Annotated in this window: 20 protein-coding genes; 11 read left to right on the top strand and 9 right to left on the bottom strand. The window is 64.5% G+C overall.

The genetic code is table 11. From position 1 onward, the window contains the following. The first annotated feature begins 56 nt into the window (after positions 1-56). The 3 genes from QZL87_RS03195 to QZL87_RS03185 are packed head-to-tail and all read left to right on the top strand — an operon-like array spanning position 57 to position 2,625. Positions 57-182, top strand: coding sequence for a benenodin family lasso peptide (locus QZL87_RS03195; RefSeq protein ID WP_295323669.1), 126 nt, complete (start codon positions 57-59; stop codon positions 180-182). A 41-nt stretch (positions 183-223) separates the two neighbouring features. Continuing rightward, positions 224-895 carry a lasso peptide biosynthesis B2 protein gene (locus QZL87_RS03190; RefSeq protein ID WP_295323666.1) on the top strand — a complete coding sequence of 224 codons (672 nt, stop codon included), beginning with the start codon at positions 224-226 and terminating at the stop codon, positions 893-895. Beyond that, on the top strand, positions 892-2,625 hold the full coding sequence (locus QZL87_RS03185) for an asparagine synthase C-terminal domain-containing protein (protein ID WP_295323664.1): 1,734 nt from the start codon (positions 892-894) through the stop codon (positions 2,623-2,625). The genes QZL87_RS03190 and QZL87_RS03185 overlap by 4 nt, the downstream gene beginning before the upstream one ends. Here QZL87_RS03185 and QZL87_RS03180 read toward each other — a convergent pair. The 5 genes from QZL87_RS03180 to QZL87_RS03160 all read right to left on the bottom strand — a co-directional run bounded on the left by QZL87_RS03180 (position 2,617) and on the right by QZL87_RS03160 (position 10,735). Beyond that, positions 2,617-4,635: an Atxe2 family lasso peptide isopeptidase gene (locus QZL87_RS03180; protein ID WP_295323661.1), complete on the bottom strand. Its 2,019-nt coding sequence runs from the start codon at positions 4,633-4,635 to the stop codon at positions 2,617-2,619. The genes QZL87_RS03185 and QZL87_RS03180 overlap by 9 nt on opposite strands. Beyond that, positions 4,632-7,574, bottom strand: coding sequence for a TonB-dependent receptor (locus QZL87_RS03175; protein ID WP_295323658.1), 2,943 nt, complete (start codon positions 7,572-7,574; stop codon positions 4,632-4,634). The genes QZL87_RS03180 and QZL87_RS03175 overlap by 4 nt, the downstream gene beginning before the upstream one ends. A gap of 114 nt (positions 7,575-7,688) precedes the next feature. Next, complete coding sequence (locus tag QZL87_RS03170) at positions 7,689-8,684, bottom strand: FecR domain-containing protein (protein ID WP_295323655.1); 996 nt, start codon at positions 8,682-8,684, stop codon at positions 7,689-7,691. Beyond that, positions 8,681-9,265 (bottom strand): sigma-70 family RNA polymerase sigma factor, encoded by a 585-nt coding sequence (locus QZL87_RS03165; RefSeq protein WP_295323653.1) that lies wholly within the window; start codon positions 9,263-9,265, stop codon positions 8,681-8,683. The genes QZL87_RS03170 and QZL87_RS03165 overlap by 4 nt, the downstream gene beginning before the upstream one ends. Before the next feature lie 510 nt (positions 9,266-9,775). Continuing rightward, positions 9,776-10,735 carry an oxidoreductase gene (locus tag QZL87_RS03160; protein ID WP_295323651.1) on the bottom strand — a complete coding sequence of 320 codons (960 nt, stop codon included), beginning with the start codon at positions 10,733-10,735 and terminating at the stop codon, positions 9,776-9,778. A 93-nt stretch (positions 10,736-10,828) separates the two neighbouring features. Here QZL87_RS03160 and QZL87_RS03155 point away from each other — a divergent pair, with 93 nt between their 5' ends. Next, complete coding sequence (locus tag QZL87_RS03155; protein WP_295323648.1) at positions 10,829-11,836, top strand: AraC family transcriptional regulator; 1,008 nt, start codon at positions 10,829-10,831, stop codon at positions 11,834-11,836. On the opposite strand, the gene QZL87_RS03150 is transcribed toward QZL87_RS03155, so the two are convergent. Next, entirely contained in the window at positions 11,813-12,685 is an 873-nt protein-coding gene (locus QZL87_RS03150) for an alpha/beta hydrolase (RefSeq protein ID WP_295323646.1), read from the bottom strand. The genes QZL87_RS03155 and QZL87_RS03150 overlap by 24 nt on opposite strands. A gap of 6 nt (positions 12,686-12,691) precedes the next feature. Further along, positions 12,692-14,374: an MFS transporter gene (locus tag QZL87_RS03145; protein ID WP_295323643.1), complete on the bottom strand. Its 1,683-nt coding sequence runs from the start codon at positions 14,372-14,374 to the stop codon at positions 12,692-12,694. 425 nt (positions 14,375-14,799) lie between these two features. On the opposite strand from QZL87_RS03145, the gene QZL87_RS03140 reads away from it, so the two are divergent. Genes QZL87_RS03140 through ilvD form a run of 7 tightly spaced genes read left to right on the top strand, consistent with a single transcriptional unit; the run spans position 14,800 to position 21,819 of the window. Beyond that, on the top strand, positions 14,800-15,831 hold the full coding sequence (locus QZL87_RS03140; RefSeq protein WP_295323641.1) for a cupin domain-containing protein: 1,032 nt from the start codon (positions 14,800-14,802) through the stop codon (positions 15,829-15,831). Positions 15,832-15,854: 23 nt separating this feature from the next. Beyond that, positions 15,855-17,537 (top strand): FAD-dependent oxidoreductase, encoded by a 1,683-nt coding sequence (locus QZL87_RS03135; protein ID WP_295323638.1) that lies wholly within the window; start codon positions 15,855-15,857, stop codon positions 17,535-17,537. Continuing rightward, entirely contained in the window at positions 17,534-18,424 is an 891-nt protein-coding gene (locus QZL87_RS03130) for a fumarylacetoacetate hydrolase family protein (protein ID WP_295323636.1), read from the top strand. The genes QZL87_RS03135 and QZL87_RS03130 overlap by 4 nt, the downstream gene beginning before the upstream one ends. A gap of 3 nt (positions 18,425-18,427) precedes the next feature. Then, positions 18,428-18,742, top strand: coding sequence for a DUF1330 domain-containing protein (locus QZL87_RS03125; protein ID WP_295323634.1), 315 nt, complete (start codon positions 18,428-18,430; stop codon positions 18,740-18,742). Beyond that, entirely contained in the window at positions 18,735-19,070 is a 336-nt protein-coding gene (locus QZL87_RS03120; RefSeq protein WP_295323631.1) for a carboxymuconolactone decarboxylase family protein, read from the top strand. The genes QZL87_RS03125 and QZL87_RS03120 overlap by 8 nt, the downstream gene beginning before the upstream one ends. A 54-nt stretch (positions 19,071-19,124) precedes the next feature. Then, the gene (locus QZL87_RS03115) at positions 19,125-19,937 is read left to right on the top strand and encodes an alpha/beta fold hydrolase (protein WP_295323629.1); all 813 of its coding nucleotides are present in this window, start codon (positions 19,125-19,127) and stop codon (positions 19,935-19,937) included. Positions 19,938-19,962: 25 nt separating this feature from the next. Beyond that, positions 19,963-21,819, top strand: coding sequence for a dihydroxy-acid dehydratase (gene ilvD, locus QZL87_RS03110; protein WP_295323627.1), 1,857 nt, complete (start codon positions 19,963-19,965; stop codon positions 21,817-21,819). 21 nt (positions 21,820-21,840) lie between these two features. Here the strand turns inward: ilvD and QZL87_RS03105 are convergent, their stop codons facing one another. Both QZL87_RS03105 and QZL87_RS03100 read right to left on the bottom strand, forming a co-directional pair. After that, complete coding sequence (locus QZL87_RS03105) at positions 21,841-22,341, bottom strand: flavin reductase family protein (RefSeq protein ID WP_295323624.1); 501 nt, start codon at positions 22,339-22,341, stop codon at positions 21,841-21,843. Between the two features lie 65 nt (positions 22,342-22,406). Then, entirely contained in the window at positions 22,407-23,165 is a 759-nt protein-coding gene (locus QZL87_RS03100; RefSeq protein WP_295323622.1) for an enoyl-CoA hydratase-related protein, read from the bottom strand.

Genomic DNA, 23,165 nt, shown 5'->3' with positions numbered 1-23,165 from the left:
TTGCTCCTTTCCTAATCTTCTCCTTGCCGCAATCCCGCGGCAAGAGGAGAAGTCTCATGGAACGTGAACATGAAGAACTGATCGACCTCGGCGCGGCGAGCGTCGAGACGCAGGGACCCGACGGTCAGCAGCTCGAACTGTCGGTGATCGGCAAGCCGTTCGGCATCGACAACGACGACTGAGCCAGGTGGACGGGCGGACTGCGGTCCGCCCGTCAAACGGCATGCTTGAGATGGAGCAGTTCAGCCTTCGACCCGGGATCTCCCATCAAAGCTTCGACGACGGCGCGATCATTCTCGATCTCCATCGCGACCGATACTGGCGCGTCGATAGCAGGGCCGCGTTCGTGCTCGACTGGATATGCGGGGACACGGCGCGAGCACCCCATCCGGAGGCGGTCGAGCAGCTTTGCAGTCTTGGCCTGATTGAGCGGTCGCGGGGAGACACAGCAAATTCGAAACCGACATTGCCGCAGGGACGGAGCAGCGCAATGGAACAACCGGGCCAGAGCGTGCATGCGCGCGTTCGAGATATTCTCGAAGTGCTGACCTTGCTCGTCACCGCACGCATAATCGTCCGCCGAACGGGCGTTCGCGGGGTGGCCGATGAGGTGCGCAGGGTGCGCGCCGCAAACCCTCGCCCGCCTGCGGAGGATCTCGATCTTCTGGTTCAGCGATTTCACGCAAGCCGCAGCATGATTCCACTCGCCGCCAAATGCCTGCCCGATACTCTCGCCTTTGTCAGATATGTGGCCCGACGCGGGCATTTTCCTCACGTCGTCTTCGGTGTCGTGCCGATGCCCTTCGCCGCACACTGCTGGTCGCAAAGCGGTGACCGGATTCTGAACGACGCGGTCGGCCATACACGCGCCTTCGCGCCGATACTCGTGCTGTGACCCGCCCCCGCTATCTGGCGATCCTAGATCCGCTCGAAACCGGTGCGGCGGAGAGGATGGCCGCCCGAAGCGGCGCGCTTGGCCTCGTCTATCGGACGACGCATACGACGGTTCTGGCGGGAGCGGAGACGCCTTTCCTCAGAGACAAGGGCACCGGGATCCTCATCGGACGGCTGTTTGCGAAGGCGGACGGCCGCGAGATCAAAGCCTTGCCGTCTCCGATCGCCTCGGGAGACGCCCGGTCGTTGATCGGCGACTATTGGGGCGATTATCTTATTCTGGGCGAGCTGCCGGCTCGGTCAGTACTCCAGGCGATCCGAGCTCCATCAGGAACGCTACAGGCCTATCGCATCCGTCAAGGTCCAGTCACCTATCTCACGTCCGATGTCGAGATTGCGCTCGAATACGGCCTGATCATTCCCGCCATCAACTGGCACTTCGTTGCCTATCACCTTGCTTTTCTCCACCTTCGGTCTGCGGCCACCGGCCTTGCCGGCCTCGACGAAATGATGCCGGGAGAAGTGCTCCGTCTCGACGGCGGGCGTGCAACGACGCGCAGTCTTTGGACGCCATGGGCCTTTGCTGCACCAGAGCGGCGCGTTGCCGCGATGGATGAGGCGAGCAATCTCGTAGCCAACGCGGTCCGCAACTCAATCAAGGCCTTGGTCCGGCCAGCCGACCGGGTCCTCCTCGAACTATCTGGCGGGCTCGATTCTTCCATCATCGCAGCCGCGTTGTCCGAAGCCGGCCGGGAAATCGTCGCACTTAATCTCGCCACGTCGGATCCCGGTGGTGACGAGCGGGATTATGCACGCACTATGGCGGCGCATTGCGCTATTTCTCTATGTGAAGCGCAGGTCGAAGAGGCCATCGATCTGACCGCCGACGTCCCGGCCCTGACCGCGCGTCCCGGTCTGCCCGCCATGCTGCGTTCGGCCGATTCGGTGTTTTCTCGGTTAGCGAGAGAGGAAAATCTTACCGCCTACGTCAGCGGCACCGGTGGCGACTGCGTCTTTTGTTCGCTGAGTAGCGCCGCCCCCGCCGCCGACTATTTGAGATCGCACGGACCGAAAGCAGCCCTCGCAACGATCGTGCGCGATATCGCGGCCATTCATCGCACGAATAGCTGGCACGTGACGCGGCTGATGCTGAAGCAGCTTCTCAACCGAAAGTCACGCGCTGCGTGGAGGCGCAACGAAGAATTTCTGAATGAAGACCGGCTACCATCCATGCCGCCCGCGCACCCCTGGCTGGATGGACAGGACCGCGCGCTGTCCGGCACACGCGCGCATGTCCGCGCGATCATCGCAGCGAACGCGCACCTCGACGGTTATGGTCGACAGGAGATCGCCCCATCACTTTACCCGCTTCTCTCCCAACCCGTGGTTGAAGCCTGCCTAGCTGTCCCGACGTGGCTGTGGGTTGAGGGCGGCTATGATCGCGCCGTCGCACGCAACGCATTCAGCCGGTCGCTACCCGCAGCGATCGTCACACGCCGCACGAAAGGCTCGATGGATGCCTTTTGCGCGCGTATTTTCGATCAGCATCGGATGAGACTTCTACCATTTCTCCTTGACGGCCTACTTGCCAGCGCTGGCTTTCTCGATCGACCGGCGATTGAAGCTTATCTCACCCGGCCGTTCGGCAACCGCGACGATCGTTTCTACCACCTCCTGCCTATCGCTGATACCGAGGCGTGGGCGCGCGGCGTACAGGCCCGATCATCGTGATCTCGCCGCAGCCAGCGCGTTCCACCGGCGATATTGCTCGGTCTTGGCCGGGTTCGGATCGACATGGCCCTGCAGCCAAAAGCGGAACCAGTCGAGGTTGCGTTCGTAAACAGCGCGTTTGTGCCGCGGTTGGTACATAATGTGGGTTTCGGCAGGAAACGCCCAGAGTTCGACGGGTTTGCCGGCACGCCCGAGCCGCGCCGCAATCTCGACGTTGCTGCGGAATTCGCGCTCGGGCAATTGCATCAGGAGCGGCGCGTCGAGCTTGCCGATCGAATGCGATGCCGCCAGCTGTTTCCAGCGCGCGTGATCGACATCGGGCGGTCCGAGATTCCAGACCTTCTTCAATATATCCGGCACTTCACGACCGGCAATTGCGTTGAGCCAATAATAGGTTTCGGACAGCAGCGAGTTGCTGATCGAAATTGCCGAGAGTTTCGACGAGTGGGTCGCGATCCACATCGTGACCTCGCCGCCGAAACTCAGCCCGCCCATACCGACCCGGGCCGGATCGATCAGTCCCTTGCCCGCGAGCATGTCGATCGCAGCGCTGACACCGGCCTGAGCGATCCGATATTGCTCGACCTGATCGCCCAGTCCCGCTTTCGTGGGCAATCGGTTGACACAAAGCACTGCGATGCCCGCACCGGCAAGCTGCCGTAGCGGGAAATCGTCGCCCGTCCCTCCACGCAAATAGCCATCACAGACATAATAGGTCACGAAAAGTGGTGCATTTCGGGGTTTACCCTGCGGCAACATCAGTTGGCCCGTGAAACCTTGGCCTGACGGGTCCGTCCAGCCGATCTGCTCGAACTGCGGCACATCGGACCGCGCGAGCGCCAGGTTAGGCGACGCCAGCACCTTAATCTCACCGGTATCCAGATCAATCCGAACGAGCCGGGGCGGCAAATTGGCCGAAGCGGCGACGCAGAAAGCCGCCGATGCATTTGCGGCGCATCCGCGCCGGTCGTCGCGTCCGCCATTGAAGCGCCCGACCCCGCCGCCGACGCGACGGACCTCGCCGCTTGCCGGGTCCCAGAGATACAGGATCTGATTGGCTGCGAGATCGCTCGCGGCGAACAATATCTCGTCCCTGTTTCCGCGCCACGCCAGACCACGGATCAATTGCCGGCATTCGGATGCCGCGCATAACAGCGGCGTATCTTCACCCGGCCGCTGGACGGCAAGAACCGCTTGCTGACCTTCACTCAGCGCATAGGCCGTGCCGCGTTCATTGCCGGACGGCTCGGCCGCAAGGATATAGCGGTCACCAAGCTTGTCGAACGGTTTACTGCGCTTAACGATCCGCGCCGCCTCCCCAGCAGTAGCGAGCCGTGTCGCGCCAGTGGAGAGATCGAGCGTGCGATAACTGACCGGGGTGTCGGCCAGAAGCCCGCCATGTGCAAACCAGAAGCCAGTGATGCGATCGGTCGCAAGCCGCCCGTCGATCCGGGAACCGCGATAGAGGGGGCGCGACGGATCGACCTGTGCATCGATCAGAACGCCATTGTCGTATTCTTGGCGTTCAGCACGAGCGATGTCTTCACGCGCCGCACCGATTGCATAGGTCAGCGTCAGGCTATCGGGCGCCAACGCAAATGCGCGAATATTGGCCGCATCGCCGGTCAGGCGGTCGATATGCGCGCCATCGACACTGCTACGCCATATCTGGATTTCGCCTTCTCGGATCGTTCGGTAGATAATCGCCCGCGAATCCGTCGTCCATGTGGGTGGTTCCGCAGCGAGGGTGCCGTCGGGCCAGTCACCCTCGCCTGCATCGGCGATGCGTCGCGGCGACGTCGTCCCGTCGGCCCGTACCACATACCAGTCGAGATCATGCTTGTTGCGCTCGATCGAGGCGGTCTCGGCGCGATAGGCAACCCACTCCCCGTCAGGCGAAATAGCGATACTGGACAAATCGGTAAGTTCGATCATCTCTCGAATGGTTGGTGTCGGCGAACCGACACCCGCAGCTGCCATCAACGCTGCCATGGCGATGCCGCCGCTCACCACGACGTCACCAATTGCAAGGCAACAAGGCGGCCGATCGCACTGGCATTTTCCGGATCGAAGCCGGACGCCGACTGCAATGTCTGAAGATTTACATAGGGTGGCCGGCGGTCCAACAGGTTGGTAGCGCTCAGCGAAATACGCGTCCCCGCCAGGATCCGGTCGAACTTATAGCTCAGAGTCAGGTCCACCGTTGTCCAGTTCTTGACGGTCTCGACGGGCGTGACGCTATTGTTCTTGTAACCGGCCGTGTAATTCGCAAAAGCCGCGGCGGACCAAGGGCCATCCGCAACTACAAGACGGGCGCGCAAGCGCATATGGACGGGATTTCCGATCGTTGAGAGAATATCGACGTCTGGAGATCCCGCTGTGATCTTCTGCTTGTTACGCAGAAGCCAGGTTCCGCTGATGCCGGCCTCGATCGAACGGCGCAGCCCGGCGTGGCTGTAGCCGAGGTCGAAATCGAGCCCTTCGAGATCTACCGAGGAGAGGTTTCGGGTCCGGCCATCGATGATCGCCCGGACTTGGCCCGGAGCGATACCGAACGGATTGAAGAAGTTCTCATCGGCATAATATTTGGCGACATCGCCAACCGGGGGATTGTCGATGATGAGTTCCTCGTAGACACTCCGGTTGGACAGGAACGACAGATAATTGATGCCGGCGCTACCGATGCGATCGCGATAGGCGATGTTGAAATAGCCGATGTCGAGACGTAGACCCGGAATCTGGCCAGGCGTGAGCGTCGCTCCCAACGTCCAGGTACTAGCTCTTTCCGGCCCGAGATCGGGCGTGTTTCCGAACAGCGCGAGAACAGGCGTCGTGCCTGTCGAGGATGCCGGGTCGGGCACATAAAGAGGCGCGATAGAAGCGGTCCCTTTGCCGGTCCGGATGTCGAGGAAACCTGGTGCGCGAAACGACCGGCCATAATTTGCGCGGAAGGCCACCTCGCTACCCGTTCGCCAGCTTAGCCCGAACCGGGGATTGAATGTCGTCCCGAAATCACTGTAACGCTCGGCGCGACCAGCCACGGACATGTTGAGCGCTTCCACCCCACTTATGTTCATCTCAGGACGAACAAGCGGTATTGCCAGTTCGGCAAAAGCGGCCGCCACCGAACGGCCGATCGGAAAACCCGCCGATCCGGCATCGACGGGGATCGCCGTCGAATCATAGTTAGTGCCTGTTCCATTGTAGCGCTCGCGCCTGAATTCGGCACCGACCGCAAGGTGCGCAACGCCCCCAGGGAGGCGGATCAATGGGCCATCCGCCTTGAACGTGGCCGACCAGATTCGCGATTCACCAATCGTTTCGTACCAGCCGCGGACTTTTTCGATCGTCGCTCTCGCTGTGTGCGACCCGTCTCCGAAGAGATTATAGGCGCTGGCAGGATCGCTGTTCGACAGCGTCTGTGCTAGCCAATAATAGTTCGGCACGTTGATCGTGCGCAATTCTTCATGTTGCTTTCCAAAGGAACCGCCGAGACCCAGGCGCCACTGTCCCAGTGCCGCCTCGAGGCCACCTACGCCGCTATAGCTGCGTACGGAGGCACGATTGGTCTTGATGCCGAGATCGTCGGTGAAGTCATAATTGACCAAGACTGGCTGCCCAGTCCCGATCGGATCGACATAGAAGGCGTTGGTGGTGGGAACGCTGACGTTACCGCGGTTACTCGGCGGCGTGCGAAGGACGGATTGTCGATCCGCGAAAAAGCCCTGCGCGGTAAAGCGCAGCCAGGGCGCGAGCGACTGGGTCAGCGAGCCGAAGGCGGCATGGCGCTCCTGGCGCGGTAAAATGTCGCTGTTTGCGCGCCCGTCGGCAAGATTGGGCTGCCCAGCGAGCAGCTGGCCCGGCGTGAGAGCGGTACCGTCCTGCCCGCGCGGAATACCGTAGACCGTGCCGTCCGCGGCCAGGATCGTCCCCGGATTGGAGAAACTCTTGCGATAATCCGGCCCACCGAAAGCTCGCAGATCCTCCGTCGCGAAACCCCGGTCCGCTGCCGCAAGATTGCCTCGGTGATAATATTCATATCCGAGCATGAGGCTCCCGCTCGACCAATCGACGCCTGCGATCTGACTGGCCTGCCATTCGTTGACCCCCTTCGCCGCGCCGAAGCGCGCCCGGCTTTCGGCACCTTGGAAGCGATTGCGAAGCCTGACGTTGATGACCCCGCCAACCGCGTCTGACCCGTAAATCGCCGAAGCCCCATCCGCGAGCACCTCGATGCGCTCGATGGCCGACGAGGGAATCAGTGACAGGTCGACAAACGTCCCTGAAACGCCGCCGAGCGCGATACGGTTGCCATCGATCAGGGTGAGCGTAGAGGTCGTACCAAGGCCGCGAAGATTGACGCTCGATCCCAGTCCCAGATTTGCCCCCGCATTGTTGCGATCGGTGTAGCCGCTTGTCCCCTCGTTCGGTCCGCCCCCGAAATTCTGCGGCAGCGCCTGGACGATCTGCTGCGTCGTCGCATAGCCGCTTCGCTCGATGTCATCGCGATCGATCGTCACGACGCGCGCACCGGCGGGCGGCGCGCCGCGGATGCGGCTCCCGGTCACAACAATATCCTCTTCGGCAACCGCCGCCCCGCTGTCAGCAATCACCCGACTGTCGCTATGCCCGGCCGCGGTGCCCGCACGCCGCACGACCAGGCCGCGGCCCACCGGAAGGCTAACAAGGCCGCTGCCGCGAAGAAGCCTGGTCACGGCCTCCTCGAAACCATAGCGTCCTTCGATCGCCGGTGCGGTGCGTCCCACCACAAGGTCGGAAGAGACGCTAAGATTCCGCCCGAACTGCGTTGCCACCTTGCGCAGCGACGCGCCGAGCGGCTGCTCGGGCAAACTCACCTGCTGCCGCGCTTCTTCCTGTGCGAGCAGCGGAGCGGGCGCGAGCGACGCCGCTGAGCCCATCAAGAAAAGCAGCAAATCCCCGTTTCTCATCATCGTCTCCCGGTCGAGCGGGCACGCTTTGTGCCCTCTTCGACCGGTGAGACGCCCGTCGCCGGATTAACCCTGTGACTTTTTCAGCCGGGCGCTCGCTGCCCTACCGGATGCTTACCGAACATCGCTCTTGCCCTCGCGAAGCAAGAGACTCCCGTCCGCCGTCGTCTCGACCGTCATCCCGAAACTCGCGCCGAGCGCGTCGGCGAAGCTCTTGGGGTCGTCGCGCCGGAACGCACCCGACACGCGCTTCGCGCCATCCCCCCCTCTCTCGATCCGCACGGCTTGTCCGCCACCGCGATTGAACGCCGCGACCGCCTCGGCGAGCGGCACCTCGTCGAAGCCGATCATCGGCTCGGTCCAGGCGAGGCGCGACGCGTCGGTTCGCGAAGGCACGCCCATTATTCCGACGCGCATCACAAGCTCCTCGCCCGGCGCAAGCAGGCGCGAGCCATGCGGGGAAGATTTCGCCGCTTGGCGGTCCCGGACTTCGACCGAGCCCTTGAGAAGGACGACCCGCACCGCGCCGTCTTCAAAGCCGACATCGAAGAGCGTGCCATGCGCGATCACGCTCCCCGCGCCGGCGTCGACGATGAAGGACCGCGCGGGATCGTGCGCGACATCGAAACGCGCGCGGCCGCGCAGGAGAGTGAAGCGCCGCTCGCGAGGCGAGCTGAGGTCGGAAAGCGCCGCATCGCGATCGAGCGTCACCTTCGAACCGTCGGCCAGCGTGAGCGTCCGCACGCCGTCCACGGCCGCGATGGTCGTTGCCGCGGGCGTCTGCGTGCCTGCGGAACCCAGCCATCCCATCTGCGCCGTCATCAGGCCCGCCGAGAGCAGGGTCAGCAAGGCTATGCCTGCAGCGAGCAGCGCGGCAGGGGGCATCTTCCGCCGCACCCGCATAAGATCGCGGTCCCGCCCGGTCCGGCTGTTCGCGAGAAAGAGACTTTCGTCCCATGTCGCGTCGAGGCGCGCATAGGCCTCGGCGTTGGCGGGGAGCGCCCGCCACGTTTCGAAGGCGGCGCGCTCGGCATCGGCATCGGGCCCGCGCATGACCGCGAACCATTCGGCCGCGCTACGCGCGTCGGCCCGCCGCGACCTTTGCGTCATGGCGTCGCACGCGATTGCGCGAGATAGGCGATGGCACGCGTCATATGCATTTCAACCGTTTTGACGCTGAGTCCCGTTCGGGCAGCGATTTCGGCATAGCTATAACCATCGATCCGGTGCGCGAGAAATATTTCCCGCGTCCGCGGCTTGAGCCGCAGTAGTGCCGCTTCGAGCCGGCGCAGGCGATCGCGCGCCTCGAGTGCGGCGAGCTGGTCGGCCGAGCGGAGCGCAACCTCATCCTCGCCAACATGGAGCATGGCCGAGCGCCGCTCGTTCTGCCGCGCATCGTCGCGCAGCATATTGTCGGCGGCGCGCCGGAGATAGGCGGCGGGGGCCGCGATGCTCCGCCGTTCCCGCTCGCTGAGACCGGCCAGCCGGCAGAAGACGCGTTGCACCACGTCGCGTGCGCGCTCATCGCGCACCCGGCGCCGGATGAACCGCAGAAGACCGTCATGATGCGCGCGATATAGCGCTTCGAGCGCGGAACCTCGCGGCAGTGCGCGACGGTCGTCGGGCGGCAACGGGTCCGCCTCGGCAACGACCGCGAACTCCATTTTCTCGGTGATCGGTTTCAGCTGCACGCGCGGTCTCCGCGCATGCAAGTAGCGCGCTGCGCGCGTCGACAGCGCGCGCCGCGCGCGGTCCCCAAGCCCAAAGCCATGGGCGCTCTCCGGCAGGGAGGCCAACCGGACATGCCGGTTGCCAGACGCCGGCCCGGAACATGCGCTGCCGCCTTTAACCGCCTGCGCGGCCTGGACATTCGCGGCTGCGGCCCGGAAACGCTTTGCTCCGGCCCAATTTCCCGTTTGCGCGGCAGTCTTGCCTCGCGCAGCTTTTAAAAAAGATGCGCGGGTTCAGCATAAGGGGCCGCGCTCGCAATGCAAGCGCGCGGTCCCGCATGCCGGGCGACGGAAACATGCTTGAGCATGTGCCGAGACCTTTAGCCCCGCAGGGCCTGGACATACGTCCCGGCCACCCGGCCTCGCGGTTCGAAGCAATTGCGCCTTGCTCGAACGAGCCTCGGCAGTTCGGTCGCGATCGGAAGAATTGTCGCGGGGGAATCGGAAGATCCCCCCGCGACACAGGATTTTCTAGCCCGCCGGCACCAATGTCTCGCTCAAGGCCCAAAGACGGTCGGCAAGCTCGGGATCGGATGCCCAGGGTTTCACGCCGCGGCGCACCTCGGATTCCGCCGGCGAAGGGAGCGCGATATCGCAATCTTCGCAATAGACGCCGCCGTGGCCTTCGAGCTCGGGAGCAACCGCGCACCAGAGCTGGGTGGCAGCCCCCTGCTCGACGTTTTTCTTGTCATTGTCGGGGTCGATGACAGGGTTTCCATCATCATCGATCGCGCCATATTGCCGGATGACCTCGACCGGAAGATGCTTGGAAAGGCCGGTCACGATCCCGCCGGGATGGACGGAAAAGGCCCGTATGCCGTCGTCGGCCCAGCGCCGATCGGCGCCCAATGCGAAAAGCGCATTCGCCGTTTTCGCCTGCGCATAGGCGAGGGTCGCGTCATAGGGCCGCACGGTAAAGTTGGGATCGTCGAAATCGACACCACCGTAGAAATGGCCGCGCGACGAGAGTGCGACGATCCGGGCGCCGTTCGCCGCCGCGAGGTTGCGCCGCAGGCCGCGGGCGAGTTGAAAATGACCGAGGTGATTGGCGGAGAACTGCATCTCGTTGCCGCGCCCGTCGCGCTCGAACGGCGTCGCCATGATGCCCGCGCTGTTGACCAGGATATGTAAAGGAAGGTCCGCAGCGACGATGTCACGGGCGAAGGCGTCGACCGATTGCGGATCGGCGAGGTTCATTTCGGCGATTTCGACGTTGGCGATACCGCTCAGCGCCTTCTCCGCCCGCTCGCGCGATCGCGCCGGCACGATCACGCGTGCGCCCGCCTGTGCCAGCTTCCGGACGGTTTCGAGGCCGAGCCCGGCGGCGCCGCCGGTAACGATCGCGTTTCGACCGGCGAGATCATGGCCCTCGATGACATCGGCGGCGGTGGAGGAGGCTCCGAAGGCGGAGCCCAGGGGTTTCTGGATCATGGATTAATCGTCCTTTCTTCGAAAAAGGAGCTAGTCACGCGGCGCCGCGATCACCATCTTCGGTCCGACAGGAATTCATCGCGATCGTTCAATATGCATAATGACCCGATTTCCGACCTCATCGCGCTCATCGACCCGCGCATGATCGTGACGAGCGGCCTTGTCGCGGGCGACGATTGGGCGGTCCGCTGCCCGGCGCCCGATGGATTGAAGTTCGTCGCCATGCTGCAAGGGTCGGCGTGGGTGTACTCCGACGAGACCCCGGCCCTCCCCCTCGAAAGCGGCGACGTTCTGCTTCTCAACGGCACGCTGCCATTCGTGCTCGCCGGGAACCTGGCCGCCACTCCGCTCGATGCATCGGAAGTCTTCACCGACGCCGGAAGCGGTATCGGAAAGATCGGCACGTCGGCCGGCGCGCGCATGATCGGCGGGCATGTCGCACTCGATCGCGATCGCGGACATCTCCTGCTCGACATCCTGCCTCCCGCGATCAAGCTCGGCCGCGACCGGTCGGCCGCCGCGGGCGTGCGCGCCATGATCGGGCGGCTCGACGCCGAGGTCCGCGAGGGGCGCATCGGCGGCGGCGGCGCGATCAGCCAGCTCGCGCAGCTGATCATCCTCGACGTTCTTCGATATCATCTGGAGGAAATGGGTGACGGCGCGGTTGGCTGGCTGCGCGGGGTCACCGACCCGCGCATCGGACCGGCGATCAAGCATCTTCACGACCGGCCCGAGCATGATTGGCATGTCGACGAACTGGCGCGCCTCGCGGGCATGTCGCGCACGGCCTTCGCGCAACGCTTCAAGGCCATCGCCGGCATCCCGCCGGTCGCCTATCTCACCAAATGGCGGATGCACCTCGCGGAGCAGAAGCTTGCGGGCGGCGCACGCGTGGCACAGGTCGCGCATGCGCTCGGCTACGCGTCCGAAGCCGCGTTCAGCCAGGCCTTCAAGCGCGAGCGGGGCCTGCCCCCGAGCAGCATAGCCGAACAATCCTCGCTCGCGGCCGAGACGGCCGGCTTCAATCGCGATTCGTGGCGCGGCGCCCCGCTGTTCACCACCGCAGACAGCGAAGCCTCAGCGGCCGAAGAAGTCCAATAGCGCATCGCCCGTCGCAGCGGCATTCTCCTCGGCGAGGAAATGACCTGCCTCGACCGGCTGCCCTTCGACCTTGCTGCCCCATTCGCGCCACACGGCGAGCACGTCGTACCATTGCTCGAGCGCGCCGCGGCTTCCCCATAATATCTGCAGGGGGATGTCGATACGGACTTTCCCTTTTTCATGCTGGTCGAGCACCCGGTCGTACGACGCCCCGGCGCGGTAGTCCTGACACATTGCATGAATGACCGCCGGGTTTTCCATGCACGCCAGATAGTCGCGATAGCCGACCGGATCGAGATAGTCGGCGGCGCCGGGGAACTGCTCCTTGAAAAAGAAGGTCTCGGGATCGGCACCGATCAGCCGCTCGGGAAGCGGCGCCGGTTGCGCGAGAAAGGCCCAGTGCCAATAGCCGAGTGCGAAGCGGGCATCCGCGCGGGCCCACACCTCGCCGGTCGGTATGATATCGAGGATGCTGAGTTTCCGGATCGCGCCCGGATAATCGAGTGCCATGCGATAGGCGATGCGGCCGCCGCGATCGTGACCGGCGACGAAAAAGCGCTCGTGGCCGAAAGACCGCATGACCGCAATCATGTCCCATGCCATCAATCTTTTTGCATAGGCGGCATGGCCTTCGCGCTCCGGCGGCTGGGTGCTGCGGCCATAGCCTCTGATATCGGGCGCGATGATGGTGAAGTGCGAGGCGAGCCGGTCTGCCACCTGCCGCCACATCATATGGGTCTGTGGATAGCCGTGAAGCAAAAGCAGCGGCGGCCCCTCGCCGCCGTGGCGCGCGAAGATGGAGACGTCGCCGCAGGCGACATGCTTCGTAGCAAAGTCATCGAAGGCCATGATCGTTCAGCCTCGCTGCGGGGCCGGGCCGATCGCCGGAGCCGAAACGGTTGCCTCCGGAAGAGGTCCTAGCAACGCTTCCGGAATCGGTTCGCCCGCCGCGTGCGCGCGGTGGAGGACGCTGGCCTCTTCCCGCGCGAGCGTTTTCGCGACGTAAAGGAGACAAAGGATCGCGCACGGAATGCTGTAGAGGCTGGCCAATATGGCGCCGCGCAGATCGCCGGTGACGTCGCTGGTCAGCCCGACAACATAAGGCCCCAGGCCCAGCCCGATCACCGACGTGCTGAGCGCCTTCAGCGCGAAGGCGATCCCGCGCATCCGGGGAAGCACGAGATCCTGGGCGGTGGCGTGCATGCAGCCCACCCAGAGCGTCATCGCGATCGAACCGATCGTGAAGGCGACGTAGAAGGTCGTCCGGTCCCCGGCCTGATATTGGACGAAACTGCAAAGGAAGAGGAGGATCATCGCAGCGATCGACACGAAGACACGCCCGGCCGGGTGCCGGCGCTTGGCGATATCGCCGAGCACGCCGCCGATACTGGCGCCCAGCACGCCGGTGGCGGCGCCGATGGCGCCGAGCACGAGGCCTTGTTCGGGTTCGAAACCGAGATAGCGGTGGGCATAGAGGAAGACGAAGGCGAAGAGCGAGTTCGCGCAAATGCCCATGAAACCACTGACGCCGAGCAAGGCGAGAAATGTGCGCGAGCCCGCGGTGAGGCGATAGGTGACGACGTCGCTGATTTTCACAGCCTGCAACCAGCTGAGAACCGCATAGGCGGCGATACCGATCGCCATCCACTGGACGACATTGGTCGTGAGCAAAAATTCGCCCCACTGGGTGATCACCGCGCGTTTGGCCGGCGGCAGAAGCTTGTCGGTATGAACGATGACCTGCCAAGCGACGAGGGCGATCACGGCAGCGCCGCCGATATTCTGGAGCAGGTGACGCGGCGTGCCGCGGCGCGCGATCAGCGCGAAGCTGAACGGCGGGATCATCGCGGCGAGGTCGAACAGCACGCCGCGAAGCGGGACACCGCGATTGGTCTGGGGCAAGGCTTCGAGCGCGCCGGGGGTCGGCTCGCGAACGGTGAGCGCCACGAGCAATGCGAGGAACAGACCCGGGATGCCGACCCCGAAAAAGGCGGCTTGCCATCCCGCGAACCCGAAAGGCGCCGAGGCCGGATCCGGATAGGCGGCACTCCAGGCGGAGACGATCGCGCCGCCCACGACGAGCGACGCGCCGATGCCAAGGTAGGAACCGGTCGTGTAGAGCGACAGCACAGTCGATCTTTTCTCTTTCTCGAACAGGTCTCCGAGGAGCGAAATAGCGGCCGGCGAGGCACTGGCCTCGCCGATACCCACCCCGACGCGTGCCATCGTCAGGTGAGCGAAGCTGCCCGAGAGGCCCGATAGCGCGGTCATGATCGACCAGAAGAGCAGACCGCCCCACAGCGTGCGTACCCGGTGCCAGGCGTCGGCCAGCTTGGAAAGCGGCACGCCGAAAACACCGTAGAAGAGCGCGAAGGCGGTTCCGTACAACAGGCCGATCTGGGCGTCGGTTAGATCGAGGTCCTTCTTGATGAAGGGCGCGAGCACGGTGATGATCTGGCGGTCGATCTGGTTGACCATGTAGATCAGGACGAGCACGCCCAGCACATACCAACGATACCAGTTCTTCATCGCGCGCATTCCCGTCCTCTTCTCAGTCAGCGACTGCCGATCGCCGTGGTCTTGCCCGGCAGAACCGAAGAGGGTCCCACCCGCAGCCTCGCGTGACGAACCAACCCCGTGCCTCTCCCATGCGCGTACCGTTCGCGCCGGTCCGGTCGCCGGCCGCCGTCACCGATCATTCTCGCCTTCTTGCTCTATGACCGCTTCCGGCTTCGGCGTCAGTCCCCCATTACGGGGACCACTTCGGTGCCTCTGTCCCCGCGGAAGGGGGCATACAGGAAGCGCTCTATTTCACACCCTTGGCATCATGAAACGCATGGATCGGCGGGGAATAATGACGAACAGGCCGGGGCGACGACCCACAACCGAAACGACAAGCCTGCGCTCTTTCAGGCAGCCGATCGCTCGCCGCGAGCGGAGTTGCCGTCATGGTTGAGGCGCGGATGAGCGACGCCGCGGAACGGCGGGCGCTGGCGGAAGAACTCGCGCGCTATAATACGCGCGTGGCGCAGCCCGACGATCCGCCGCTTTTCACCCGCGCGCCGAAGCCGGCGATGGTCCCGCTCCACTGGAAGGCGGCCGATATCGAGCGATTGCTCAGCCGCATCGGTGCGAATCTGAAGCTCGAATCGGGAGGGCAGCGTCGTACGCTTCGGCTCACCAATCCCGGCCTGCCGTACGGGACGACCACGACCCTCTGGTGTTCAATCCAATATATATTGCCCGGCGAAATCGCCACAGCGCATCGACATACGGCGACCGCGCTGCGCTTCATCATGACCGGTGATGGCGCTCACACGACGGTCGATGGTGAACGCTATGCGATGCGCAAGGGTGATCTCGTCCTGACGCCGAGCCTTGCCTGGCACGATCACGAGCATCGCGGCGACGAACCGATGATCTGGCTCGACGTGCTCGACATTTCGCTGGTGCGCGCCCTCGACGCCACCATGTTCGAGCCGGGGACGAGCGAACTCCAGACGACGGCCCCCGTGGCGGAACGCTCCATGCTCGAATATGGATCGGGGCTGATGCGACCGCTTGGCCGGCGCGGCAGCTTTCCCGCCGCGCCCGTGCCCGTTTATAGCTGGACGAGGGCGCTGGAAGTGCTCGAGCGCGCAGCTTCGCTCGATCCCGATCCCTATCATGACACCGCGTTCGAGTATCGCGACCCCGTAACGGGCGGCCACGCGCTCTCGACGATCGGCACGGTGCTTCAGCGCCTGCGTCCGGGCATGCGCGGCCAAATGCACCGCAATACGGGAACGAGCGTCTTCTATGTCGTGCGCGGCCACGGCCGCATCGAAATCGAAAGCCAGGCCTTCGACTGGGGGCCCGGCGACTTCGTGGCCATCCCTTCCTGGCATGCCCACGCTATCGGCAACGCCTCGACGGCCGACGACGCGATCCTGTTCCACGTCAACGACCGGCCCGCGCTCGAAAAGCTCGGACTCTTCCACGAGTCCTTCGACTAACCCCGCAGATCCAGGTGAAGAACTTGTCCGACACTCTTTCCTCGCAGACCGAAATCGATGTGCCCGTGCTGATCGTGGGGGCGGGTCCGGTCGGCCTCGCGCTCGCCGGCGATCTCGGTTTCCGCGGCGTCGCCAGCCATGTCGTCGAGCGCACCGATGGCGTCGTCCGCCAACCGAAGATGGACATGGTCGGCGTCCGTACCATGGAATATTGCCGCCGCTGGGGCATCGTTCCCTGGGTACTCGAGGCCGGCTATAACCGGGATTATCCGCAAGATTGTGCGTGGGTCACCTCGCTCAACGGCTACGAGTTCGGTCGCGAACCTTTCCCGCCGCCGAGCCAGGAACAATGTCCGCCGCAAAGCCCGCAAAAGCGCGAACGCTGTCCGCAGAATTTCTTCGACCCGGTCCTCCGCCGATTCGCCGCGCAGTGGCCGGGAACGACCCTCGGCTATCAGAGCGAGCTGCTCGATTTCGACGAAGCCGACGACCATGTCGCGGCTCGGATCCGCAATGTCGAGACCGGCGCGGAAGAACTGGTCCGCGCGCGATATCTGGTGGGCTGCGACGGCGGCGCGAGCCTTGTTCGCCAGCGCCTCGGAATCGAGATGAGCGGAGAGCCTACCCTCACCTTTACGACCAACGTCGTCTTTCGCTGCGAGAATCTCGAGCGCCTCCACCGGATGGATCCAGCCTATCGTTACATCTTCATCGGCCCCGAAGGCACCTGGGCAACACTCGTCGCAATCAACGGCCGCGATCAATGGCGTTTCTCGCTCGTCGGCGACAGCACGAAGCGGACCCCCGACGAAATCGAAATACGTGCCGCCATCGAGCGCGCCGTCGGCACGACGTTCGACTATGAAATCCTTTCGATCCTGCCGTGGATCCGCCGCCAACTGGTTGCGGAAAGCTATGGCGGTGGCCGCGTGTTTATTGCCGGCGATGCAGCGCACCTCACCTCGCCGACGGGCGGGTTCGGGATGAACACCGGAATACAGGACGCGGTGAATCTGTCATGGAAGCTCGCCGCGATGATAGAAGGCTGGGGCGGCCGGCATCTTCTCGCTTCCTACGAGGCCGAGCAACGCCCGGTCGCGGTCCGCAACGTGTCCGAGGCAACCGAGAATCTCAAACGCATGCTGTCGCCGCGCGTGCTGTCGCCTGACCCCCGCATCTTCGGCGAGGGCCCTGAGTCCGAGGCGGCGCGGCGCGAGTTCGGCGACCAATATACCGAGCTCATGCGCCGCGAATGGTATTCGATCGGTATCCATCTCGGATATATGTACGAGGGATCGCCGATCATCGTCCCCGACGGTACGCCGCAGCCCGAGGACCGGGTGTCGAGCTATGAGCAGACCGCTCGGCCGGGTTCGCGCGCCCCGCATATCTGGCTTTCCGAAGGCCGGTCGATCATCGACGAGTTCGGCAAGGAATTCGTCTTGCTGCGCTTCGGCGCTCCGGCGGCCGAAGGACAGGAGATCGCGCGCGCGGCGGCGCAGCGGGGCATGCCGTTCCGGGTTGTCGATATTGGCGACCGGGCTGCAGCGGATCTCTATGCGGCGCGCCTCGTGCTGGTCCGGCCCGACGGGCAGGTGGCGTGGCGCGGAAACGCGGCGCCGGCGGACGCGGCGGAATTGATCGCGCGAGTAAGCGGCGACATGGCCGCAGCCCCCCTGAAGGGACACCGGGAGAAGGTTGCATGAAAATCGCCGCACTCGACGGTGGCCGCGTCGCCCTGGTGGACGGCGACACGCTGATCGACGTCAGCGATCTTGCAGGTGTGCGCCCTGGCGAATGGCCGCCGGTCGGTGGCACACGCGCTATCGCCGCCTTCGCGCAGGAGCCTCCGCGTCTCGAGGACCTTGCCGACCGGCCGCGTATCCCGCTGGGGGGGACAAGGCTGGAATGCCCCTTGGCATGGCCTAACAAGGTCGTCGCCTTTCCCGCCAACTACCATGATCATATCGACGAGATGCGGGCGGCCGGCGCGTTGATTTCGCCGAAGCCCGCGAGCGGCCAGGGCTTTTTTCTCAAGGCCAATTCGAGTCTCAGCGGGCCCTATGACTCGATCGTCCTGCCCGACCTGCCCGGCCGCGAGGTTCACCACGAGTGCGAGCTCGCGCTCGTCATCGGCACCGGCGGGCGCGACATCTCGCGCGAAGATGCGATGAATCACCTGTTCGGCTATGCCTGCCTTGTCGACTTCGTGGTACGCGGCAAGGAAGAGCGGGTGATGCGCAAGTCGTTCGACAGCTTCTGCCCGCTCGGACCCTGGATCGTCAGCGCCGACGAAATAGCTGATCACCGCGATATCGCTCTCAGCCTCACCGTGAACGGCGAGCTCCGCCAGTCGGCAAACACGCGCGATTTGATCGTCGATATCCCGGGAATGATCGCGATGGCCTCGTCGGTGATGACGCTTCAGCCCGGCGACGTCATCGCGAGCGGAACGCCCGCCGGCGTCGGCCCGGTCGTCGATGGCGACGAGGTTCTTATCAGCATTGCCGGTATCGGCGCGATGCGCCTCAAAGTGGTCCAGGGTCGAGGCGGGCGTCATCCCGTCTGGGCCGAGCCGACAGGAAAGGACTGACATATGCCGGCCTATATCATTGCCATCCGCGAAAGGCTTCACGACGAAGGGCCGCTCCGCTCATATGCCGAGCTCGCAGCGAAGGCCCCGCGCGACGCATTAACGCGGCGCGCGCGTTACGGTCATGTCGAGGTGCTTGAAGGTCCCGACTGCGACGGCGTGTCGATGGTCGAATTCCCGACGCTCGAGGCCGCACGGGCATGGTACAACAGCCCCGAATATAGCCAAGCGCGCGCGTTCCGGCGGCAGGCTGGCGATTATCGCGTGTTGCTCGTAGAAGGCCTCGAACCCGAAACCGAGGAGAAGCGAAATGGCTGAGGAAGACCGTCCGCCTTCGGTCGTGGCCGAGCGCTTCGGCGACATCGCGCCGCGCCTCGTGCGCTATACCGACGAGGTGCTGTTCGGCGACGTGTGGGAAGGGGCCGACCTGTCGAAGCGCGACCGAAGCCTTGCCACCATATCGGCGCTCGTCGCGATGAACCGCACCGAACAGCTTGGTCCGCATATCGTCCGCGGCCTGAAGAACGGGCTCACGCGGGACGAGATCGTCGAGACCATCACCCATCTTGCCTTTTACTCCGGGTGGCCCACGGCCATGTCGGCGATCGCCGTCGCCCGCGACCTGTTCGACCGTGACGCACAATAAAAGCAGCGCGGCGTTCGCACAGCGTGGATCGCAATTTCAGCGGGAGATCCTTTGGTGACGACCGATCGCAGGACGATGCTGGGCGCGCTCGGCGCGGCGATTCTGGGTAGCGGTCTTTCGGCCACCGAGGCGCGCGCCGCATCATCGCCCGCCCGACGCTCGAAGACATTCATCCTCGTTCACGGCGCCTGGCATGGCGGCTGGTGTTACCGCGACGTCGCGGCACTTCTTCGCGCGGAGGGACATGTCGTCTACACTCCGACGCTGACCGGGCTGGGCGAACGGCGCCATCTCGGGGTCAATATCGTCAACCTCGATCTCCACATCGAGGATATCGCGCAGGTTTTCGAATTCGAGGAACTCGCCGACGTGATCCTTGTCGGCCACTCCTATGCCGGCATGGTGATCACCGGCGTCGCCGATCGTCTTGCCGACCGGATCGCGGGGATCGTCTATCTGGACGCCTATGTGCCGCGCCGCGACGGCGATTCGATCCGCAAGATACAGGGAAGCAGTGTCGGGGATGCGACCGCCGCGATGGGTGCCGACGGATGGAGCGTCGCGCCGCCCCCGCCCGAGAGTTTCGGCGTCAAGCCCGCGAACCGCGAGCGAGTCGCACGGCTGTGCACCCCCCAGCCGCTTGCCCCGATGCTCCAGGAACTGCGCCTGACGGGCAAACATCTCGAAATTTCCAATCGCCACTTCGTCTACGCATCGGGCTGGGGAACCGGAGGACAGACTCCGTTCCGGCGCTTCTACGACGAACTGCGCACAGAGCCTCAATGGAAGACGCATGTGATGCCCTGCGGCCATGACATGATGATCGACGAGCCCCGCGCAACCGCGAATCTCCTGCTTTCGATCTAGCCCGTAGGAAGAAGTCCGAGGTCCCATGCCTTCTTATCGTTCGCGCACTACGACCCATGGCCGCAATATGGCGGGCGCGCGCGGCCTCTGGCGTGCGACGGGGATGAAGGACGATGATTTCGGCAAGCCGATCATCGCGGTGGTCAACAGCTTCACCCAGTTCGTGCCCGGCCACGTCCATCTCAAGGACCTCGGCCAGATGGTCGCGCGCGAGATCGAGGCGGCGGGCGGGGTCGCCAAGGAATTCAACACGATCGCGGTCGATGACGGGATCGCGATGGGGCATGACGGCATGCTCTATTCGCTGCCGAGCCGCGATCTGATCGCCGACAGCGTCGAATATATGGTCAATGCGCATTGCGCCGACGCTATGGTGTGCATCTCGAACTGCGACAAGATCACGCCGGGTATGTTGATGGCGGCGCTGCGCATCAATATCCCGGTGGTGTTCGTGTCGGGCGGGCCGATGGAGGCCGGCAAGGTGGTGCTGAAGGGCAAGGAAGTCGCGCTCGACCTCGTTGATGCGATGGTCGCCGCGGCCGACGAGAAATATACCGACGAGGAAGTCACCGCGATCGAGCGTTCGGCGTGCCCGACGTGCGGGTCGTGCTCGGGCATGTTCACCGCCAATTCGATGAACTGCCTCACCGAGGCCCTGGGGTTGTCGCTGCCCGGCAATGGATCGACGCTGGCGACGCACGCCGACCGCAAGGAACTGTTCCTGCGCGCGGGCCGGATCGTCGTCGAAATGTGCCGCCGCCATTATGAGGAAGACGACGACAGCGTGCTGCCGCGCAATATCGCGACGTTCGAGGCGTTCGAAAATGCGATGAGCCTGGACATCGCGATGGGCGGATCGACCAATACGGTGCTGCACCTGCTCGCCGCCGCGTTCGAGGCGGGGGTCGATTTCACGATGGAGGATATCGACCGGCTGTCGCGGCGCGTTCCCTGCCTGTCGAAGGTCGCCCCTGCAAAAAGCGACGTGCATATGGAGGACGTCCACCGCGCGGGCGGGATCATGGCGATCCTCGGCCAGCTCGAGCGCGCGGGGCTGCTCCACGCGCATTTGCCGACGGTGCACAGCGCGACGCTGGGAGATGCGCTGAACAAATGGGATGTCGCCCGCACGAACGATCCCGAGGTGCAGAAATTTTTCATGGCAGCGCCGGGCGGCATACCGACGCAGACCGCGTTCAGCCAGGACCGGCGCTGGGACGATCTCGACCTCGACCGCGAGGCGGGCGTGATCCGGTCAGCCGAGCATGCCTTCAGCCAGGACGGCGGGCTGGCGGTGCTGTCGGGCAATATCGCGCTCGACGGCTGCATCGTGAAAACCGCGGGTGTCGACGAAAACATCCTGAAATTCACCGGGCCGGCCAAGGTTTACGAAAGCCAGGACGCGTCGGTTGCGGCCATCCTGACCGGGCAGGTCGAGGCAGGCGACGTCGTCGTGATTCGTTATGAGGGGCCGAAGGGCGGGCCGGGGATGCAGGAAATGCTCTACCCCACGAGCTACCTCAAATCGAAGGGGCTGGGCGCGGCGTGCGCGCTCGTCACCGACGGCCGCTTTTCGGGCGGTACGTCGGGATTGTCGATCGGCCATGCTTCGCCCGAGGCGGCCGAAGGCGGCGCGATCGGGCTGGTCGAGAATGGCGACCTGATCGAGATCGACATTCCGAAGCGCACGATCAACCTGCTGGTCGCCGACAGCGTCCTCGCCGAACGCCGCGCCGCGATGGAAGCCAAGGGCGACGCCGCCTGGCAACCCGCCAAGCCGCGTCCGCGCAAGGTTTCGGTAGCACTTCAGGCCTATGCCGCGATGACCACGAGCGCCGCGCGCGGCGCGGTGCGCGACCTGACCCGGCTCCTTCGAAGATAAGTTAAGGGGCCGGACCGGCGGTTAGCAATCGATCCTGGTCGCCATGTCGTGATAGCCGCCGCGGTAAAAGAGCAGCGGCTTGCCACACTCATCCGCCTCGAGAGCTTCGACCGCGCCGACGACGAACCAGTGATCTCCGACCTCGATGACCCGGTCGATCGAACAGTCGATCCACGCCACGGCGCTATCGAGAATGGGCTGGCCCGACGGCGAGGTTCCGCAGAGGAGACCATCGAACCTGTCCTCGCCCTTGAGCGCGAAACGACGACAGGTTTCGAGCTGGTCGGCGCCAAGAACATTGACGCAGAACCGCCCCGCGGTCTCGATGGCGCGCCAGGTCGAGGATTGCTTGCCCGGAAAGAAACCCACCAGCGGCGGATCGAGCGAAACCGAAGTGAAGGATCCCACGACCAGCCCGTGCCGCCGCCCCTCCCCGTCCCGTGCGGTAATGACGCATACACCGGTCGGATAGCACCCGAGGACAGCGCGAAATTCACGGGGGCCGATCCCGCCGTTGCTCATTCTATCATCCTTTTCGAAGAGTCGCCGGGCATGCAGCAAGTTCGGTATGGTTGCGAAGCCACGCCCTAGCGCCCGCGCCACCGCGGCGGGCGCTTGGCGACAAACGCGTCGACGCCCTCGCGATTATCGTCGGTCCGCTTCAACTGCTCGTTGAGTTCGGCTGCGAGATGCTGAACCTCGCGCGCTTCGCTTTCGAGCGATGCGAGAGCGATGCGTTTCGTTGCCTGGAGCGACAGCGGTGCACAGGCCAGCATCGCATCGGCATATCGCCGCGCGGCCTCCAGCGCTTGCCCCGGACCCACAACCTCGTTCACGAGACCGAGTCGCGCCGCCTCGGCGGCATCGATCCGTTTGCCGGTCAGGAGCAGTTCCATCGCGAGATGCCAGGACAGGCGCTGCGGCAGGCGCCGTGCACCGCCGCCGGTCGCCGCCGCGCCCACCTTCGCTTCGGGCAATGAGAATGTGGCCCCTTCCTCGGCGACGACAATGTCGCAGGCGAGCGCGATTTCCCAGCCGCCACCGGCGGCAGGACCGTTCACCGCCGCGATCAGCGGCTTGAACAGATCGTAGCGCCGGGAAAGCCCCGCCCAGCCCGTCTCGGGCATCGCGTCGTGAAAACCGTCCTTGACGTCATGCCCGGCGCAGAAGGCCCGTCCCGCCCCGGTGATGATCGCGATCCAGAGACTGTCGTCGCGGCCGAAATCGTCGAGGAGGTCCGAGAGCTCGCGGCAGGCCGGGGCGTGGAGCGCGTTCAAAACCTCGGGGCGGTCGAGCGTGATCGTCAGGATATGCCCGTCCCGCCCGGCCTTGATGAACTGCCCCAT

Source organism: uncultured Sphingopyxis sp., assembly GCF_900078365.1.
Classification (GTDB): Bacteria; Pseudomonadota; Alphaproteobacteria; order Sphingomonadales; family Sphingomonadaceae; genus Sphingopyxis.
The sequence above is the reverse complement of the archived record's forward strand: the minus strand, read 5'-3'. Positions and strand labels throughout refer to the sequence as shown.